The sequence below is a fragment of the Pseudomonas sp. R3-52-08 genome (assembly GCF_003851745.1).
GTDB lineage: Bacteria > Pseudomonadota > Gammaproteobacteria > Pseudomonadales > Pseudomonadaceae > Aquipseudomonas.
This window is the reverse complement of the sequence record NZ_CP027730.1, coordinates 2,490,639-2,510,364: the sequence shown is the minus strand read 5'-3', so window position 1 is coordinate 2,510,364 and position 19,726 is coordinate 2,490,639. Positions and strand designations below refer to the sequence as shown.

General features: G+C 63.0%; 11 protein-coding genes. 6 read left to right on the top strand and 5 right to left on the bottom strand.

Annotated elements, in window-relative coordinates; genetic code table 11:
- Positions 1 to 106: 106 nt before the first annotated feature.
- Positions 107 to 2,515 (top strand): glucose/quinate/shikimate family membrane-bound PQQ-dependent dehydrogenase, encoded by a 2,409-nt coding sequence (locus C4J91_RS11620; protein WP_124362444.1) that lies wholly within the window; start codon positions 107 to 109, stop codon positions 2,513 to 2,515.
- A 57-nt stretch (positions 2,516 to 2,572) separates the two neighbouring features.
- Complete coding sequence (locus C4J91_RS11615; RefSeq protein ID WP_124362443.1) at positions 2,573 to 3,838, top strand: carbohydrate porin; 1,266 nt, start codon at positions 2,573 to 2,575, stop codon at positions 3,836 to 3,838.
- Here the strand turns inward: C4J91_RS11615 and C4J91_RS11610 are convergent.
- Positions 3,835 to 5,010, bottom strand: a complete 1,176-nt coding sequence (locus C4J91_RS11610; protein WP_124362442.1) for a XylR family transcriptional regulator — start codon at positions 5,008 to 5,010, stop codon at positions 3,835 to 3,837. The two genes, C4J91_RS11615 and C4J91_RS11610, sit on opposite strands and share 4 nt — an antisense overlap.
- A gap of 139 nt (positions 5,011 to 5,149) precedes the next feature.
- Here C4J91_RS11610 and xylA point away from each other — a divergent pair, with 139 nt between their 5' ends.
- The 4 genes from xylA to C4J91_RS11590 all read left to right on the top strand — a co-directional run bounded on the left by xylA (position 5,150) and on the right by C4J91_RS11590 (position 10,327).
- The gene (gene xylA / locus C4J91_RS11605; RefSeq protein WP_124362441.1) at positions 5,150 to 6,466 is read left to right on the top strand and encodes a xylose isomerase; all 1,317 of its coding nucleotides are present in this window, start codon (positions 5,150 to 5,152) and stop codon (positions 6,464 to 6,466) included.
- Positions 6,467 to 6,635: 169 nt separating this feature from the next.
- Entirely contained in the window at positions 6,636 to 7,637 is a 1,002-nt protein-coding gene (gene xylF, locus C4J91_RS11600; RefSeq protein ID WP_124362440.1) for a D-xylose ABC transporter substrate-binding protein, read from the top strand.
- Entirely contained in the window at positions 7,634 to 9,190 is a 1,557-nt protein-coding gene (gene xylG, locus C4J91_RS11595; RefSeq protein ID WP_124362439.1) for a D-xylose ABC transporter ATP-binding protein, read from the top strand. Before xylF ends, xylG begins: the two co-directional genes overlap by 4 nt.
- Entirely contained in the window at positions 9,191 to 10,327 is a 1,137-nt protein-coding gene (locus C4J91_RS11590) for a sugar ABC transporter permease (protein WP_124362438.1), read from the top strand.
- Positions 10,328 to 10,487: 160 nt separating this feature from the next.
- Here the strand turns inward: C4J91_RS11590 and C4J91_RS11585 are convergent, their stop codons facing one another.
- Genes C4J91_RS11585 through C4J91_RS11570 form a run of 4 tightly spaced genes read right to left on the bottom strand, consistent with a single transcriptional unit; the run spans position 10,488 to position 19,523 of the window.
- A complete protein-coding gene (locus C4J91_RS11585) occupies positions 10,488 to 12,026 on the bottom strand; it encodes an efflux transporter outer membrane subunit (RefSeq protein WP_124362437.1) in 1,539 nt (512 codons plus the stop codon).
- Positions 12,023 to 15,130 carry an efflux RND transporter permease subunit gene (locus tag C4J91_RS11580; RefSeq protein ID WP_124362436.1) on the bottom strand — a complete coding sequence of 1,036 codons (3,108 nt, stop codon included), beginning with the start codon at positions 15,128 to 15,130 and terminating at the stop codon, positions 12,023 to 12,025. Before C4J91_RS11580 ends, C4J91_RS11585 begins: the two co-directional genes overlap by 4 nt.
- The gene (locus C4J91_RS11575) at positions 15,127 to 18,228 is read right to left on the bottom strand and encodes an MdtB/MuxB family multidrug efflux RND transporter permease subunit (RefSeq protein WP_124362435.1); all 3,102 of its coding nucleotides are present in this window, start codon (positions 18,226 to 18,228) and stop codon (positions 15,127 to 15,129) included. Before C4J91_RS11575 ends, C4J91_RS11580 begins: the two co-directional genes overlap by 4 nt.
- On the bottom strand, positions 18,225 to 19,523 hold the full coding sequence (locus C4J91_RS11570; RefSeq protein WP_124362434.1) for an MdtA/MuxA family multidrug efflux RND transporter periplasmic adaptor subunit: 1,299 nt from the start codon (positions 19,521 to 19,523) through the stop codon (positions 18,225 to 18,227). The genes C4J91_RS11575 and C4J91_RS11570 overlap by 4 nt, the downstream gene beginning before the upstream one ends.
- Positions 19,524 to 19,726: the final 203 nt, after the last annotated feature.

The window sequence follows — 19,726 nt, the reverse complement described above, 5'->3', positions numbered from 1 at the left end:
CATCATCGCAGCATCGGTAACAGTCTATTGCGCCACACAATGTACTAACCAGTTACTTATCTTGCTAAAATCGCGCTTTGCCCTCTCTCACTCGAGTCTTTTCGACATGAAACGAGCATCGCGCGCCGCTGGCGTCTCACGTTTTCTTCTGCTGGGCCTGGGCGTAATCATCGCCCTGCTCGGCCTTGCGCTCGCCGTCGGCGGCGCCAAACTGGTCAGCCTGGGAGGTTCCTGGTACTTCCTGGTCGGTGGCGTGGTCATGGCCATTGCCGGGCTGTTGATTGCCCGGCGCAAGTCGGCGGGCGCGTGGTGGTTCGCCGCGTTCCTGGTCGGCACGGCCGTATGGGCCGTGGCCGATGTAGGCCTGGTGTACTGGCCGCTGTTCTCGCGGCTGTTCATGTTCGCGGTGATCGGCATCGTGGTTGCGCTGGTCTATCCATTGCTGGTCGGCAAACCGGCGCGGGGTGCGTATGGCGTTGCAGCCGTGCTGGCGCTGGGCGCGGCGGTGGCGGCGGGCAATATGTTCGTCGCTCACCCAAGCGTAGCGCCGACCGGTGCCGGCCCTGGCATCACCCCCGTGGCCGCCGCCGATGCCCAGAAAGACTGGGCACACTACGGCAACACCGAAGGCGGCAGCCGCTTCGCTGCGCTGGACCAGATCAATCGCGACAACATCGACAAGCTCAAAGTCGCCTGGACCTACCGCACCGGTGACGTGGCCATCAGCGACGGCAACGGCGCCGAAGACCAGCTGACGCCCCTGCAGATCGGCAACAAAGTGTTCATCTGCACCCCGCACAACAACCTCATCGCGCTCGACGCCGACACCGGCAAGGAGCTGTGGAAGAACGAGATCAATGCCCAATCGGCGGTGTGGCAGCGATGCCGTGGCATGGCCTACTTCGACGCGACTGCGCCGATTGCCCAGCCGACCCAACCGAACAGTTCGCCGGTGATCGCCGCCAGCGTGCCCGCCGGTGCGCAATGCCAGCGGCGCCTGCTGACCAACACCATCGATGCACGCCTGATCGCCGTGGATGCCGACACCGGCAAATTCTGCGAAGACTTCGGCACCCACGGCCAGGTGGATTTGAAGGCGGGCTTGGGTAATGTCCCGGACAGCTACTACCAACTGTCCTCGGCGCCGCTGATTGCTGGTACCACGGTGGTGGTGGGCGGACGCGTGGCCGATAACGTGCAAACCGATATGCCGGGCGGCGTGATCCGTGGGTTCGATGTGATCAGCGGTCAGATGCGCTGGGCGTTCGACCCCGGCAACCCGCAAGACAAGCAGGCACCGGCCGACGGCAGCACCTACGTGCGCAGCACCCCGAACAGCTGGGCGCCGATGTCCTACGACCCCCTGATGAACACGGTTTTCCTGCCGATGGGCAGCTCATCCACCGACATCTACGGTGTTGAGCGCACCGAGCTCAATCACAAATACGGCGCTTCGGTACTGGCGCTGGACGCCTCCACCGGCGCAGAGAAATGGGTGTACCAGACGGTTCACAATGATCTGTGGGACTTCGACCTGCCGATGCAACCGAGCCTGATCGATTTCACCCCGCCAGGCAGCGACAAGGCCGTACCTGCGGTGGTAATCGGCACCAAGGCCGGGCAGATTTATGTGCTCGACCGCGCCACCGGCAAGCCGTTGACCGACGTGCAGGAAGTGCCGGTGAAAGCCGCGAACATTCCCAATGAGCCGTATTCCCCCACCCAGCCCAAATCAGTGGGCATGCCGCAGATCGGCGCGCAGACGCTGACTGAATCGGACATGTGGGGCGCCACGCCCTATGACCAGTTGCTGTGCCGCATCGACTTCAAGGGCATGCGCTACGATGGCCTGTATACCGCGCCGGGTACCGATAAATCCTTGAGCTTCCCGGGCTCGTTGGGCGGCATGAACTGGGGCAGCATTTCCACCGATCCGGTGCACGGGTTTATCTTCGTCAACGACATGCGCCTGGGCCTGTGGATCCAGATGGTGCCGTCGCAGAACAAGGCCCTGGCGGCGTCCGGGGGTGAAGCGCTGAACACCGGCATGGGCGCCGTGCCGCTCAAGGGCACGCCGTATGCGGTGAACAAGAACCGCTTCCTTTCGGTGGCCGGCATTCCGTGCCAGGCGCCGCCGTTCGGCACCTTGACCGCCATCGACATGAAGACGCAAAAAATCGCCTGGCAAGTACCGGTGGGCACCGTTGAAGACACCGGCCCCCTGGGCATCCGCATGCACCTGCCGATCAAAGTAGGCCTGCCGACCCTCGGCGGTACGCTGTCGACCCAGGGTGGCCTGATCTTCATCGCCGGCACCCAGGACTTCTACCTGCGCGCCTTCAACAGCGGCAACGGTGATGAAATCTGGAAAGCCCGCCTGCCGGTCGGCAGCCAGGGCGGCCCGATGACCTACGTGTCACCGAAAACCGGCAAGCAATACATCGTCGTCACTGCCGGCGGTGCGCGCCAGTCCACCGACCGTGGCGACTACGTGATCGCCTACGCCTTGCCGTAACCACCCTCTGTTCGCGCGGTGCGCCCGCACCGCGCTTTGTGTCTGGAAAATCCCCGCATGAACCCTACTTCTCATATCGCCCTTGGGCGCCTGGTGCTGGGCCTGGCCTTTGCTGCCGCGCTGCCCGTCCAGGCCGACGACACCACCCTGACCGGCGACTGGGGCGGCCTGCGCCGTGAACTCGACGAACGCGGCGTGCGTTTCACCGGCGACTACAGCGGTGAGACCGCCTACAACGCCCACGGCGGCCAGCATCGCTCGGCGCGCTATTCGCAGAACCTCAAACTCGGTGTGCAGTTCGACCTGGGCAAGCTCTACGGTTTGACCCATGGCGACCGCATCCAGCTGACCATCAACGACCGGCGCGGCAACAGCGCCTCCGATGACCTGGTGGGCAACCGCCTGCCGATCCAGGAAAATTATGGCGGCCTGTATACGCGCCTCACCGAACTGAGCTATGAGCGCACGCTGTTCACCCCGGCGCTCAACGTCAAGCTCGGCTACATGGCCATGGGCAACGACCTCGGCGGCCTGGACAGCGGCATCCTGTGCAATTTCATGAACGCCGGTTTCTGCGGGCATCCGCTGAACATGTCGGGCGGCAGCGGCTGGGCCAACTACCCGAACGCGCACCTGGGCGCGCGGGTTAAATACGACATTTCGCCGAGCTGGCAACTGCGCGTGGCGGCGTTCAATGTCGACCCGTCCAGCAACGGTAATTCCAGCCGCGCCTGGCACCTGGGGCCCAAGCACGCCACCGGCACCGTGGTGCCCATCGAGCTGATCTACAAACACGCTGGCAGCCTGCCGGGGGAATACAAGCTGGGTTACTACTACGACAGCTCCGATGTAAAACGCATCGGCAGTGATAAGGAGGTCAGCGGTCGCGGCGGTCATTACCTGTTGATCGACCAGGCCGTGTGGGCTTCCCGATCATCCCAGGGCCGCAGCCTGCACGCCTTCGGTCAGTATTCGGCGGCCAGCGAGGCGGCGTCGCCGTTCAGCAAGTGGTATGGCGCCGGAGTGGTGCTGTACAAACCGTTCGAAGGCCGCCCGCGTGACACCGTCGCCCTGGGCTATGGCCGCGCGGTGCCGAACCCGCGCAGTCGCGACGTGCAGGCGCTTGCGGCATTCAATGCCGACCGCCCCTACCCGGCTCTAGACAGCGCCGAGCAGTTGATCGAACTCAGTTATGGCTATCAGGCCACGCCCTGGCTGACCCTGCGGCCGGACATGCAATACATCATCGAACCGGGCGCGTTTTCCGGGCAGAGCATCGACAATGCGGTGATTCTGGGTTTGCAAGTCAAGGCGGTGTTCTAAGCCGCGCCTTGCTGGTACTGCCTCGGCGTACACCCGTACTCGCGACGAAACACCGTGTGCAGGTATTGCGCCGATGTGAACCCGCAGGTCTGCGCGATATCGGCAATCGCCAACGCCTGGTTTTCCAGGCCCTTGGCGGCGGCGACGAGCTTGAAGCGCAGGATCTCATCGTGCACGCTGCACCCGCGCACCTTGCGAAAGTGCGACTCCAACGATGAACGCGACACCCCGACATACGCCGCCACCTGCGCGGTCTTGATGCCCTGGCACGCATACTGGCGAATGAACAGCAGGGCCTGCATCACATAGGGATTGCCCAAGGGCTGATGCAGGCTGGAGGCCTGCACGTTGATCGCGTCCGGCGGCACCAGCACCTGCGTACCGGCACAGGGTTTGCCATGCAGCATCTGGTGCAGCAGCGCGGCGGCGGTGCGGCCCATGGTCTCGGTGCCCTGGATCACCGAACTGAGAGGCACGCGCGTCAGGGTGCGGGTCAGCGGGTCGTTGTCGATACCGATCAGCGCCACTTCCTCAGGCACTGCAATGCCCGCCGTCAGGCAGGCTTGCAGCAGTTGCCGGGCGCGGGCATCGGTCACCGCAATAATGCCGATGGGCTTGGGCAGGCTGTGCAGCCAGGCGATCTGCTGCTCCACCGCGCTGTCCCATAACGGCGCGCTGGTGCCCAGGCCACGGTACACCTCGACGTGCAGGCCATCGCGCTGCATCAAGCGGCGAAAGGCCTTCTCACGCTCCTGGGCCCAGCGATTGGCCTGGGCTTCGGGCAGGCTGAAACAGGCAAACCGCGTCAGCCCGGCCTCGATCAGGTGCTCGTAGGCCAGCTTCATCAAGGCGTGGTTATCGGTCGCCACATAGGGAATGCCCTTGGGGTATTGGCCGGCGTCCTCATACGAACCGCCTACCGCCACCACTGGTATTCGGCTCCCGGCCAACGCCTCGCCGATCAGCGGGTCATCGAAGTCGGCAATGATGCCATCGCCCTGCCAACGCTCGATGCCGCGCAACCGGCAGAGAAAATCTTCTTCCAGAAACAAATCCCAGGACGCCCGGGTGCTGCTCAGGTAATTGCCGATGCCGGCGATGATGCCACGGTCGTAGATTTTGCTGCCGTTGAAGAGCAAGGCGATGCGGTGAACGGGCGGTAGGGTTTTCATTGTTTTTGTCCTGGGGCCGGTTGGGACAGACTAGACCTGACTGCACAAAATCGCACCATCCCTTGGTGATTTTCATAATCAGCAGCCCCAGTGCCGTTGCTAGTATCCAGACACCGCCAAGAACAATAAGGAAAACGCCATGCCGTACTTCCCCGGTGTCGAGCAGGTTCGCTTCGAAGGCCCTGCCAGCGACGCCCCTCTCGCCTTTCGCCACTACGACGCCAACAAGTTGATCCTCGGCAAACCCATGCGTGAGCACCTGCGCATGGCCGCCTGTTACTGGCACACCTTTGTGTGGCCGGGGGCGGATATGTTTGGCGTGGGCACCTTCAAGCGACCGTGGCAGCGCAGCGGTGATCCGATGGAGTTGGCCATTGGCAAGGCGGATGCGGCCTTCGAGTTCTTCTCCAAGCTGGGCATCGATTACTACAGTTTTCACGACACCGATGTGGCGCCCGAAGGCAGCTCGCTCAAGGAATATCGCAACCACTTTGCGCAGATGGTCGATCACCTGGAGCGTCATCAAGAACAGACCGGTATCAAGCTGCTGTGGGGCACTGCCAATTGCTTCAGCAACCCGCGGTTTGCCGCTGGTGCCGCCAGTAACCCCGACCCAGAGGTGTTCGCCTACGCCGCTGCCCAGGTGTTCAGCGCGATGAATGCCACGCTGCGGCTCAAGGGTTCCAACTATGTGCTGTGGGGCGGCCGTGAAGGCTATGAAACCCTGCTCAATACCGACCTCAAGCGCGAGCGTGAACAGCTCGGCCGGTTTATGCGCATGGTGGTGGAGCACAAGCACAAGATCGGCTTCAAGGGCGACCTGTTGATCGAGCCCAAGCCCCAGGAGCCGACCAAGCACCAGTACGATTACGACAGCGCCACGGTATTCGGCTTCCTGCATGAGTACGGCCTGGAACACGAGATCAAGGTGAACATCGAGGCCAACCACGCGACGCTCGCCGGGCACAGCTTTCATCATGAGATCGCCACCGCCGTGTCCCTGGGGATTTTCGGCAGCATCGACGCCAACCGTGGCGACCCGCAGAACGGCTGGGACACTGACCAATTCCCCAACAGCGTCGAGGAAATGACCCTGGCCACCTATGAGATTCTCAAAGCCGGCGGGTTCAAGAACGGCGGCTACAATTTCGATTCCAAAGTCCGCCGCCAGAGCCTGGACGATGTGGACCTGTTCCACGGCCATGTAGCGGCTATGGATGTACTGGCCCTGGCCCTGGAGCGCGCGGCGGCGATGGTGCAGAACGACCGGCTGCAGCAGTTCAAGGACCAGCGTTATGCCGGCTGGGACCAACCCCTGGGCAAAGCCGTACTGGCGGGCGAGTTCAGCCTGGAATCTTTGGCCGACCATGCGTTTGCCAACGAACTGAATCCGCAGGCCGTGAGTGGGCGCCAGGAGATGCTGGAGGGTGTGGTCAACCGGTTTATCTACACCTGACTGTGGCGAGGGAGCTTGCTCCCGCTGGGTCGCGAAGCGGCCCCGTCTACAGGTTCTGCGGTTTACCTGATATACCGAGGTGTCTGGTTTTGGGGCTGCTTCGCAGCCCAGCGGGAGCAAGCTCCCTCGCCACAGTGTCTTTCCAACAACAATAAAAGGACGCACCACCATGAAGTTATTCAAACGTACCCTGCTCGCCACCGCCCTGGCCCTGCTCGCCCTGCCGGTGATGGCCGATTCGGCGCACCCGAAAATCGGCTTTTCCATCGACGACCTGCGCCTGGAACGCTGGTCCCGAGACCGCGATTACTTCGTCGCGGCGGCGGAAAAGCTCGATGCCAAGGTGTTCGTGCAATCGGCCGATGCCAACGAGCAGAAGCAGATCTCGCAGATCGAAAACCTCATCTCCCGTGGCGTCGACGTGATCGTTATCGTGCCGTTCAATGCCACGGTGTTGACCAACGCGGTCGCCGAAGCCAAGAAGGCCGGGATCAAAGTCGTGTCTTACGACCGCCTGATCCTCAACGCGGACATCGACGCCTACATTTCCTTCGATAACGAAAAGGTCGGCGAAATGCAGGCCAACGGCGTGCTGCAAGCGGCGCCCAAGGGCAATTACTTCCTGCTCGGCGGCGCGCCGACCGACAACAATGCCAAGGTGCTGCGCGAAGGCCAGATGAAAGTGCTGCAGCCGGCCATCGACAAGGGCGATATCAAGATTGTCGGCCAGCAGTGGGTCAAGGAATGGAACCCCACCGAGGCGCTGAGCATCGTCGAGAACGCCCTGACCCGCAATAACAACAAGATCGACGCCATCGTCGCCTCCAACGACGCCACCGCCGGCGGTGCGATCCAGGCCCTGGCCGCGCAGAAGCTGGCAGGCAAGGTGCCGATTTCCGGGCAGGACGCTGACCTGGCGGCGATCAAGCGTGTGATCGACGGTACCCAGACCATGACCGTCTACAAGCCGCTCAAGTTGATCGCCACCGAGGCGGCCAAATTGTCGGTGCAGCTGGCGCGCAATGAAAAGCCCACCTACAGCTCGCAATACGACAATGGCAGCAAGCAGGTCGACACCATCCTGCTCACGCCGACGCCGCTGACCAAGGCCAACATCGACGTGCTGGAGAAGGACGGGTTCTACACCAAAGAGCAGATCGCCGGGCAATGACCGCTATGGCCGCCGATTACTTGCTGCAAATGAACGGCATCGTCAAAAGCTTTGGCGGTGTCAACGCCCTCGACGGCATCGACATCAAGGTACGGCCGGGGGAATGCGTCGGCCTGTGTGGCGAGAACGGCGCCGGCAAATCCACCTTGATGAAGGTGCTGTCGGCAGTCTACCCGTATGGCACCTGGGAGGGCGAAATCCTCTGGGACGGGCAACCGCTCAAAGCCCAGTCGATCAGCGAAACCGAGGCCGCCGGCATCGTCATCATCCACCAGGAACTGACCCTGGTGCCCGACCTGTCGGTGGCCGAGAACATCTTCATGGGCCACGAGCTGACCCTGCCCGGTGGGCGTATGAATTACCCGGCGATGCTGCACCGCGCCGAGGCGTTGATGCGCGAACTCAAGGTGCCGGACATGAACGTCGCGCTGCCGGTGTCGCAGTACGGCGGCGGCTACCAGCAATTGGTGGAGATCGCCAAGGCCCTCAACAAACAGGCGCGCCTGCTGATCCTGGACGAGCCCTCTTCGGCCCTGACCCGCTCGGAAATTGAGGTGCTGCTCGACATTATCCGTGACCTCAAGGCCAAGGGCGTGGCTTGTGTGTATATCTCGCACAAGCTCGATGAAGTGGCCGCCGTGTGCGACACCATTGCGGTGATTCGCGATGGCAAGCACATCGCGACCACCGCCATGGCCGATATGGACATCCCACGGATCATCACGCAGATGGTCGGCCGCGAGATGAGCAACCTCTACCCCACCGAGCCCCACGAGGTGGGCGAGGTGGTGTTCGAAGCGCGCAACGTCACCTGCTACGACGTCGACAACCCCAGGCGCAAGCGCGTCGACGATATTTCGTTTGTGCTCAAGCGCGGCGAAATCCTCGGCATCGCCGGGCTGGTGGGCGCCGGGCGCACGGAACTGGTGTCGGCGCTGTTCGGCGCCTACCCCGGCCGCTACAGCGCCGAGGTATGGCTGGAGGGCCAGGTGATCGACACGCGCACGCCGCTCAAGTCGATCCGCGCAGGGCTGTGCATGGTGCCCGAGGACCGCAAGCGCCAGGGCATCATTCCCGACCTGGGCGTGGGCCAGAACATCACCCTGGCGGTGCTCGACACCTACGCCCACCTGACCCGCATCGACGCCGAAGCCGAACTGGGCAGCATCGATCAGCAGATCGCCCGCATGCACCTCAAGACCGCCAGCCCGTTTCTGCCGATCACCAGCCTGTCCGGTGGCAACCAGCAAAAAGCCGTGCTGGCGAAAATGCTGATGGCCAAGCCCAAGGTGCTGATCCTCGATGAGCCCACGCGCGGGGTGGATGTGGGGGCCAAGTATGAGATCTACAAACTGATGGGCGCGCTGGCGGCCGAGGGGGTGTCGATCATCATGGTGTCGTCGGAGCTCGCCGAAGTGCTCGGCGTGTCCAACCGCGTGCTGGTGATCGGCGACGGCCAGTTGCGGGGTGATTTCATCAATCAGGGGCTCACCCAGGAACAGGTGCTCGCCGCTGCGCTCAGCCAAAATAACAATGATCGGAAGACCGCGTAGATGAATCAGGTCAAACACCTTTTCACCCGCTACAAAATGCTCGCCCTGGTGATCGCCGTGGCGTTCATCTGGTTGTTTTTCAGCTGGCAGACCGACGGCGGCTTCCTTACGCCGCGCAACCTGTCCAACCTGCTGCGGCAGATGTCGATCACCGGGATCCTGGCGTGCGGCATGGTGCTGGTGATCATCAGCGGCGAAATCGATTTGTCGGTGGGTTCGTTGCTCGGTTTGCTGGGCGGGCTGGCTGCGATCCTGGATGTGGTGTACCACATCCCGCTGCTGGCCAACCTGAGCCTGGTGGCGTTATGCGGTCTGATGATCGGCCTCGCGAATGGCTACATGGCCGCCTACCTGCGCATCCCCTCGTTCATTGTCGGCCTGGGCGGGATGCTGGCGTTTCGCGGGATCCTGCTGGGCATCACCGGCGGCACCACCATCGCACCGGTGTCGCCGTCGCTGGTGTACGTCGGCCAAGGGTACCTGCCGCACGCCGTGGGCATCGGCCTGGGTGCAGTGCTGTTCGCGCTGACGCTGTTCCTCACCTGGAAACAACGGCGCAACCGCGCCCTGCATGGCCTGGCCGCGCACTCTCTGATGCGCGACGTACTGCGCGTGGTGCTGATCGGCGCGGTGCTGGCCGGGTTTGTCACCACCCTCAACAGCTACGACGGCATCCCGGTGCCGGTGTTGCTGCTGCTGGTGCTGCTCGGCGTGTTCAGCTACGTCACCAGCCAGACCGTCTTCGGCCGTCGCGTGTATGCGGTGGGCAGCAATATGGAAGCCACGCGGCTGTCCGGCATCAACGTGCAGGCGGTGAAACTGTGGATCTTCGGCATCATGGGCGTAATGTGCGCCCTCGCCGGCCTGGTCAATACCGCCCGCCTGGCCGCCGGTTCACCGTCGGCGGGCAATATGGGCGAGCTGGACGCCATCGCAGCGTGCTTCATCGGCGGCACCTCGATGCGCGGCGGGTCGGGCACGGTATATGGCGCCTTGCTCGGGGCGTTGGTGATTACCAGTTTGGATAACGGCATGTCGATGCTGGATGTGGACAGTTACTGGCAGATGATCGTGAAGGGCAGCATCCTGGTGCTGGCGGTGTGGGTGGATGTGAGTACGCGGACAGGTCGGCGGTAAACCCTGTGGGAGGGGGCTTGCCCCCGATGGCGGATCGCCAGTCGATATTCATTCAGCTGATACACCGCTATCGGGGGCAAGCCCCCTCCCACATTGTCCTCATTTTTCCACGGGGATGATCGTTCCAACGCGGGAGCGTGGAAACGATCGGTGTCTGCGGTCAATCCTTCTCGACCAGAGCAGTGTTGCCGTCCCATCCGCCACCCAGCGCCGCAATCAATTGCACGCTCGCCACCAGCCGCGACTGCAGCAAGGTCAATACCGTGCGCTCGTTGCTCAAGGCCGTCGCCTGCACGGTGACCACGTCCAGATAAGCAATCAGCCCCGCTTTGTACTGGTTTTCGGTCAACCGCAACGACTCGCGGGCAGACTCCAGCGCTTCGTTGCTGACCACCGCTTCGTCCGCCAGCACTTTGAGCTGCACCATGTAGTTTTCCACTTCGCGGAACCCATCCAGCACGGTCTGACGGTACTTGGCCACGGTCTCGTCGTAACTGGCCACGCTGCGGTCGACTTCCGCCGAGCGCTGGCCGCCGTCGAACAGGGTCATGGCCAGCTTCGGGCCCACCGACCAGAAGCGGTTCGGCAGGCTGATCCAGTCTGCATAGGTGCTGCTGGAATAGCCCCCCGCCAGGCTCAAGGTCAAGTCGGGGTAATAGGCAGCCTTGGCTACGCCGATATTGGCGTTGGCCGCAATCACCGAGCGTTCCGCCGAGGCAATATCCGGGCGACGCTCCAACAGGTGCGACGGCAGGCCGACGGGAATCTGCGGCAGTGCCGGGATGTCTTTGCTCACGGCCAGGCTGAAATTGGCCGGTGCTTCACCGATCAGTACCGCAATGGCGTTTTCCAGCTGCGCGCGCTGCCAGATCAGGTCGATCAGGCTGGCCTGGGTAGTCTTGAACTGGGTTTGCGCCTGGGCGATGGCGTCCTTGCCGGCCACACCGGCGCGGTATTGGTTTTCGGTCATTTGCAGCGAGCGCTGGTAGGTGTCCAGCGTGGCTTGCAGCAAACGGGTCTGTTCGTCCATGACCCGCAACTGCAAATAGCTCTGCACCAGCTCCGACTGTTGGCTCAGGCGCATTGCGGCCAGGTCGGCCGAGCTGGCCTCGGCGCTGGCTTCGTTGGCCTCCAGGCCCCGACGCAATTTGCCCCAGACATCGGCTTCCCAGCTCACGCCCAACTGCGCATTGAGGGTGTCGCGAATACCACTGCTGGAACTGCTGAGGCTGGCGCTGCTGCTACCGGTGCCCTGGCTGGCGCGGGTTTTACCGACGCTCAGGTCGACGCTGGGGTAAAACGCCCCGCGAGCACTGCGCACCAGTGCCTGGGCTTGGCGGAAACGTGCCTCGGCCTGGGCGACGGTCTGGTTGGAGGTGTTGAGGCGCACCACCAGGTCGTTCAATTGGCGGTCACCGTACAGCTCCCACCATGCGCCACGGGCCAGGGAATCACTTGGATTGGCCTGGCGCCAGCCCTGGGCTTGCTTGAATTGTGCCGGTTCGACCACGGCCGGCCGCTGGTAATCAGGACCGATGGCGCAGGCGCTCAGTAGCAACGCCAACCCCACTGTAGGAGCGAGCTTGCTCGCGAAGATCGTCAACGATAACGCGCCGAACCTGGAAGAACGCGGTGCGTGCAGGTTTTTCGCGAGCAAGCTCGCTCCTACAGTGGGATTGGCGTTAGCTGAATCGGTCATAGCGCAGTGTCCAGGGCAGCATCGGTACGCACGCCGCGCCAGGCATTGAAGCGGTGGCGCGCGCGGTCAAGATAGAGGTAAACCACCGGAGTGGTGTAAAGGGTCAGGATCTGGCTGAACACCAGGCCGCCGATAATGGTCAGGCCCAGGGGCTGGCGCATTTCCGCGCCGTCGCCGGCGCCGAGCAGCAATGGCAAGGCCCCGAGAATCGCCGCCAGGGTGGTCATCAGGATCGGGCGCAGGCGCAGCAGGCAGGCGCTGCGAATCGACTCCAGCGGGCTCATGCCGTCATGACGCTCAAGCTGCAGCGCCAGGTCGATCATCAGGATCGCGTTTTTCTTCACCACCCCGATCAGCAGGAACAATCCCAGCAGTGAGATCAGGCTGAACTCCCCGCCCAGCAGGTAGATCGACAGCAACGCGCCGACCCCGGCCGACGGCAAGGTCGACAGGATCGTCAGCGGGTGGATATAGCTTTCATACAGAATGCCCAGCACCAGGTACACCGCCACCAACGCACCGAGAATCATGAACGGCTGGCCCTTCTGGGTCGCGGCGAACGCGTCGGCGGTGCCGGCCATCTTCGCGATCACATCTTCCGGCAGGCCGACCTTGGCAATCGCGCGTTCGATGGCAGCGGTGCCCTGCTCCACCGTGACGCCGGGAGCCATGTCGAACGCGATGTTTTCCGAGGCGAACTGCCCTTCATGGCTGACGCGGTCATCGGCCAGGCTGTTCTCATAATGGGCAATGGTCGACAGCGGCACGCGCGCGCCATCGGCGGTGATCACCTGCACCTGGTTAAGGGTGATCGGGTCCTGGGCATATTTAGGGTTGACCTCCATCACCACCTGATACTGGTTGAGGCTGTCGTAGATCGTGGAAATCTGCCGCTGGCTGTAGGCGTTATTCAGCACCGAGGTGACCATGTCCATGTCGATCCCCAGGCGCTTGGCCTGATCGCGGTCGACGATCAGCGTGACCTGGGCCGCGCCGCGTCCTTCGCGGGCGTCGATGGCGGTCAGCTCCGGCAGTTCACGCATGGCGGCCACCACTTTCGGGTACCACAGGCGCAATGCGGCCAGGTCACCGCTTTGCAGGATGTAGGAGTACTGCGCGCTGGTCTGGTCGCGGCTGCCACCAAACTGCAGGTCCTGGTCGGCCATCAGGAACAGGCGCCCGCCGGGCACCAGCGGTACCTCCTTGCGCAAGCGCTCGATCACCGCCTGGGCCGAGACCTTGCGCTCACCGATGGGTTTGAGGCGCACCAGCATCACCGCATTATTGATGCCGTTGTTGCCGCCGATAAAGCCGGCCACGCTGAGCACCGCCGGGTCCTTGAGCACGGCCTGGCGAAAAATCTCCATCTTCGGCTGCATCACATTGAACGACAACCCGTCATCGCCGCGCACAAAACCGATCAACTGGCCGGTGTCCTGTTGGGGCATGAAGGTTTTCGGCACCACCACGTACAGCGCGATGTTCACGCCTACGGTGACCAACAGGCTGAGCAGGGTCAGGCGTCGATGGCGCAGCACCCAGTCCAGGCTGGTGGCATAAGCAGCGACCATGCGCTCGTTGATGCGGTGGCTCCAGCGCTGCAACCCGGTCATGTGCCCTTTGACATGGGGCTTGAGCCAGCGCGCGCAGAGCATCGGGGTCAGGGTCAGCGACACGATCAGCGAGACGATGATCGCCGCCGACAAGGTGATGGAAAACTCACGAAACAGGTTGGTGACGATCCCGCCCATGAACAGGATGGAGAGAAACACCGCCACCAGCGATACGTTCATCGACAGCAAGGTAAAGCCGACTTCCTCGGCGCCCAGGTAGGCAGCCTTCATCGGCGGCACGCCCTCGTCGATATGCCGGGAAATGTTCTCCAGCACCACGATGGCATCGTCCACCACCAGGCCGGTGGCCAGGATCAGCGCCATCAGCGAGAAGTTGTTCAACGAAAACCCGTACAGGTACATCACCGCAAAAGTGCCCACCAGCGACACTGGCACCGCCAGGGTGGGGATCAACGAGGCGCGGAAGTTGCCCAGGAACAGGTACACCACCAGCACCACCAGGGCCACGGCGATCAGCAGGGTCATTTCGGCTTCGTGCAAGGTGGCGGTGATGACCGGCGAACGGTCCATGGCCAGGTTGAGCTTGACGCTGGACGGCAACACCGCCTGCAACGCCGGCAACTGCGCCTTGATCTGCCGCACCGTCTCGATGATGTTGGCGCCGGACTGGCGGTTGATCACCAGCAGCACCGCCGAATCATTGTTGAAAAAACCGCTGTTGTAACGGTCTTCGACGCCATCGCTGATCTTCGCCACATCGCTCAGGCGCAGCGCCGCGCCATTCTGGTAGCGAATCAGCAGCGGCTCGTAGTCCTTGGCTTTTTCCAACTGGTCGTTGGCCTGGATCTGCCAGTTGCGCTCGCTGTCTTCCAGGGAACCCTTGGGCCGGCGCTGGTTGGCGTTGGCGATGGTATTGCGCACATCGTCCAGGGCCACGCCGTACTGGTCGAGGGCCTTGGGCTCCAGTTCGATGCGCACCGCCGGCAGCGAACTGCCGCCGATCTGCACTTCTCCCACCCCCGGCACCTGGGACAGGCTCTGGGACAGGATGGTCGAGGCCAGGTCGTACAGCTGGCCCTTCTGCAGCACGTCCGAGGTCAGCGACAGCACCATGATCGGCGCCTGGGACGGGTTGATCTTCTTGTACGTGGGCATGCTGCGCATGCCGCTGGGCAGCAGGTTGCGCGACGCATTGATCGCCGCCTGCACTTCCCGCGCCGCGCCGTTGATATCGCGGTCGGAATCGAAAGCGAGGATCACCCGCGTCGAGCCCTGGCTCGATGAACTGCTCATGGTGGTGATGCCGGCAATCGCGCCGAACGAGCGCTCCAGCGGCGTGGCCACGGTAGACGCCATCACCTCGGGGCTGGCGCCGGGCAAGCTGGCCGACACCACGATCACCGGAAAGTCGATCTGCGGCAACGGCGACACCGGCAGCAGGTTGAAGCTGACGCCGCCGAGCAACATGATCGCCAGGCTCAGCAGCATCGTGGCTACTGGCCGGCGAATGAACGGTCCGGACAGGTTCATGATTCAACCGGCTCCAGGCTCTGCGGTTCCTTGCGCCAGCGCCGTCCCAACCGATCGAAATACAGGTAGATCACCGGCGTGGTGAACAGCGTCAACACCTGGCTCACCAGCAACCCGCCGACCATCACCAGGCCCAGGGGCTGGCGCAGCTCGGCACCGGAACCGGTGGCCAGCATCAACGGCACCGCACCGAACAAGGCGGCCAGGGTGGTCATCAGGATCGGCCGGAAGCGCAGCAGCGCCGCCTGGTAGATGGCGGTCTGCGGGTCCAGGCCCTGGTTGCGCTCGGCGTCGAGGGCGAAGTCGATCATCATGATCGCGTTCTTCTTGACGATACCGATCAGCAAAATGATGCCGATGATCGCGATCATGCCCAGGTCATTGCCACTGAGCAGCAAGGCGAGCAAGGCACCCACCGCCGCCGAGGGCAAGGTCGAGAGAATGGTGATCGGGTGGATATAACTCTCGTAGAGCACGCCGAGCACGATGTACATGGTGACCACCGCCGCCAGGATCAGCAGCAAGGTGCTCGACAGCGAGGCCTCGAACGCCTGGGCCGCACCCTGGAACTGGGTCTGCACGCCGACCGGCATGCCGATGTCCTTCTGGGTCTGGTTGATCAGCTCCACACCTTTGCCCAGCGCAACGCCGGGGGCCAGGTTGAACGACATCATCACCGCCGGGAACTGGCCGATATGGGCAATCGCCAACTGCGCCTGGCGCTGCTCCACATGGGCCAGGCTCGACAGCCGTACCTGGCCGCCGTCGGTGGTCTTCACATGTATCTGGTTGAGCGCGGCCGGGCCCAGGGTTTCGCCCGATTGGGCCTGCAATACCACGCGGTACTGGCTGGCCTGGGTGTAGATGGTGGAAATCTGCCGTTGGCCGAAGGCGTCGTACAACGCGTCGGTGATGGTCGAGACGCTGACGCCCAGGCGCGAGGCGGCATCGCGGTCGATCACCAGGTACACCTGCAGGCCTTTGTCCTGCAGGTCACTGGCCACGTCGGTGAGTTCCGGCAACTGGCTGAGGGCATGCACCAGTTTGTCGCTCCACAGGGCCAACAGCTCGGCGTCCGGCGACGACATGCTGAATTGGTACTGGGTGCGGCTGACGCGGTCTTCAATGGTCAGGTCCTGCACCGGCTGCATGAACAGGCGGATGCCCACCAGCTTGTCGATTTCCGGCTGCAGGCGCGCGATCACCTGCGTCGCGCTCAAGTCGCGCTGCCCGTGGGCCTTGAGGTTGATCAGCAAGCGGCCGCTGTTGAGCGTGGCGTTATCACCGTCCACGCCGATGTAGGACGACAGGCTTTCAACCGCCGGATCGGCCAGGATGATCTTCGCCAGTTCCTGCTGGCGCTGGCTCATCGCCGCAAAGGAAATCGATTGCGGCGCCTCGGAAATGCCCTGGATCACGCCGGTATCCTGCACCGGGAAAAAGCCCTTGGGCACCACCAGGTACAGCACCACCGTAAGGCCCAGGGTGGCGATGGCCACCAGCAGGGTCAGCGGCTGGTGCCTGAGCACCCACTGCAACTTGCGCCCGTAGGCTTCGATCAGCCAATCGATCCAGGCGCCGCTGGCCTTGTAAAAGCGACCCTGCTCCTCTTCTTTCGGCTCACGCTTGAGCAAGCGCGCGCACATCATCGGCGTGAGCGTGAGGGACACCACCAGGGAAATCAGGATCGCCACGGCCAGGGTAATGGCGAACTCGCGGAACAGGCGCCCGACCACGTCGGCCATGAACAGCAGCGGGATCAATACGGCGATCAGCGACAGGGTCAGGGAAATCAGGGTGAAGCCGATCTGTTTGGCGCCTTTGAGCGCGGCGGCCATGGGCGTCTCGCCTTCCTCGATGTAGCGGGAGATGTTCTCCAGCATCACGATGGCATCGTCCACCACGAACCCGGTGGCAATGGTCAGGGCCATCAACGTCAGGTTGTTGACCGAGAATCCCGCCAGGTACATCACGCCAAAGGTGCCGATCAGCGACAGCGGCACGGCGATGGATGGAATAAGCGTGGCGCTGACTCGGCGCAGGAACAGGAACGTCACCATTACCACCAGGACAATGGCGATCAGCAATTCGTGCTGCACGTCTTTCACCGACGCGCGGATGGTCTGGGTGCGATCGGTGAGCACCGTCACGTCCAGGCCCGCCGGCAGGTTGTCGGTGATACTCGGCAGCAGCGCCTTGATACGGTCCACCACCTCGATCACGTTGGCGCCCGGCTGGCGCTGGATATTGAGCAGCACGGCCTGGTTTTCATTGGCCCAGGCAGCAAGGCGCTCGTTTTCGGCGCCGTCGACAATTTGCGCCACGTCTTTAAGGCGCAGCGGCGCGCCGTTGCTGTAGGCCAGGATCAGTTCGGCATATTGCTGGGGCGAGACCAACTGGTCGTTGGCATCGAGCATCGACACCCGCGTGGGACCGTCGAAATTGCCCTTGGGCTGGTTGACGTTGGACGCGGCGATCAAGGTGCGCACGTCCGACAGGTTCAAGCCGTTGGCCGCCAGGGCCTCGGGGTTGACCTTGATGCGCACGGCCTGGCGCTGGCCACCGGCGATGCTGACCATGCCGACACCGCTGATCTGCGCGATCTTTTGCGCCATGCGCGTGTCGACCAGGTCATTGAGCTTGGGCAGCAGCATGGTCTTGGAGGTGATGGCCAACGTCAGTACCGGGGTATCCGCCGGGTTGACCTTGTTGTACACCGGCGGCGCCGGCAAATCCTTGGGCAGCAGGTTGGTGGCGGCGTTGATCGCGGCCTGTACCTGTTGCTCGGCGACATCCATGTTGATGTCGAGGTTGAAGCGCAGGGTCAGCACCGACGCGCCGCCGGAGCTGGTGGACGCCATCTGGGTCAGGCCGGGCATCTGCCCGAACTGGCGCTCCAGCGGCGCGGTGACTGCGCTGGTCATCACGTCGGGACTGGCGCCGGGGTACAGCGTCATCACCCGAATTGTCGGGTAGTCCACCTGGGGCAAGGCCGACACCGGCAACAGGCGATAGGCGATGAGGCCGGCCAATACAATGGCCAGCATGCTCAGCGTGGTGGCGACCGGGCGAAGGATGAACAGGCGCGACAGGTTCATGCGCCGACCTTTTGCGCCTTGCCGCCGTCAGTGCCGGTCTCCCCTTTTGCCGCGGGTTTGCCTTGCAGGTGTTCGGTCGGGGTGGTCGGCACTTCGCTGCTGTCGTTGACCACTTCGATTTCACTGCCGTCCTTGAGACGGTCGGTGCCTTCCATGACCACCCGATCACCCGCCGCGAGGCCTTGCTTGATCACGGTGTTGTCGCCATCGGTGTCGCCCACCACCAGCGGCTGGACCTTGACCTTCTTGTCGCCATCGAGCTTGTAGACGAAGGTGCCGTTGTTACCGAACTGGATCGCAGCGGAAGGTGCCAGTACCACGTTGTGCAAGGTGTCGGCCAGCAGATGCACATTGACGAACTGATTGGGGAACAGCGCCTGATCCTTGTTATCGAAGCGCGCCTTGAATTTCAGGGTGCCGGTGGTCACGTCGATCTGGTTGTCCAGGCTTTGCAGCACGCCCACCGCCTGCTTTTTCGCGTCGCCACGGTCCCAGGCTTCCACCGGCAGTTTGTTGCCGGCGTGGTAACGGGCCAGCACGGTTTCCAGGGTATTTTCCGGCAGGGTGAAGGCCACGCTGATTGGTTGGGTCTGAGTGATCACCGCGAGGGCGGTGGTGTCGTTGGCGGCCACCAGGTTGCCGACATCGAGCTGACGCAGGCCGACGCGACCGGCAATCGGCGCGCGGATCTTGGTGAATTCAAGGTTCAGCTTGGCATCGTCGACCGCGCCCTGGTTGGTCTTGACCGTGCCCTGGTACTGCATCACCAGCGCTTCGGCGGTGTCCAGGGTTTGCTTGGCGATGCTGTCCTGGGCGTACAGGCCGCGATAGCGCTCGACGTCGACCTGGGCGTTTTTCAACTGGGCCTGGTTCTGCAACAACGTGCCCTGGGCCTGGAGCAAGGCGTTCTGGTAGCTGCGCGGGTCGATTTCCGCCAGCAGGTCGCCGGCCTTGACCATCTGCCCTTCTTCAAAGGCGATCTTCACCAGCTCGCCGCCCACCCGGCTGCGCACATTAATGGTGTTGAGCGCCGTCACCGTGCCCAATGCCTTGTAGTACACCGGGAAATCACCCAGTGCCGCAGGCGCCACCCGCACCGGCACTGGGCCGGTGGCACCGCCAAACCCTGGGCGCGCCATACCGGTCTTGCCGGTGTGCCCGGCCGGCGCGTCTTTATGGGCCGCACCGCTGGGCCAGAATTTCCAGCACAGGCCGGCGATAACCAGCAGCACGAGCAGGCCGAACAGCCAGCGACGGGAGTTGCGGGGGGAGGATTGCATGGAGTGATCAACCATTGGGCGCGAGAGCTTCTTCTTTGGGAGGCTGAAAGATAAGCACTGGGGTGCGTTTAGAAAAGCACCTTTACCGGCTATTTACCTTGGGCTTACAACTTTTAACTGCTGATCTTGGTCCGCCGGCTATTTCGCTAAACCGCTGACGCTCAAATAAAAACGGCCTGGACTAGGCCAGGCCGCAATCATGCATCATACGTGTTACT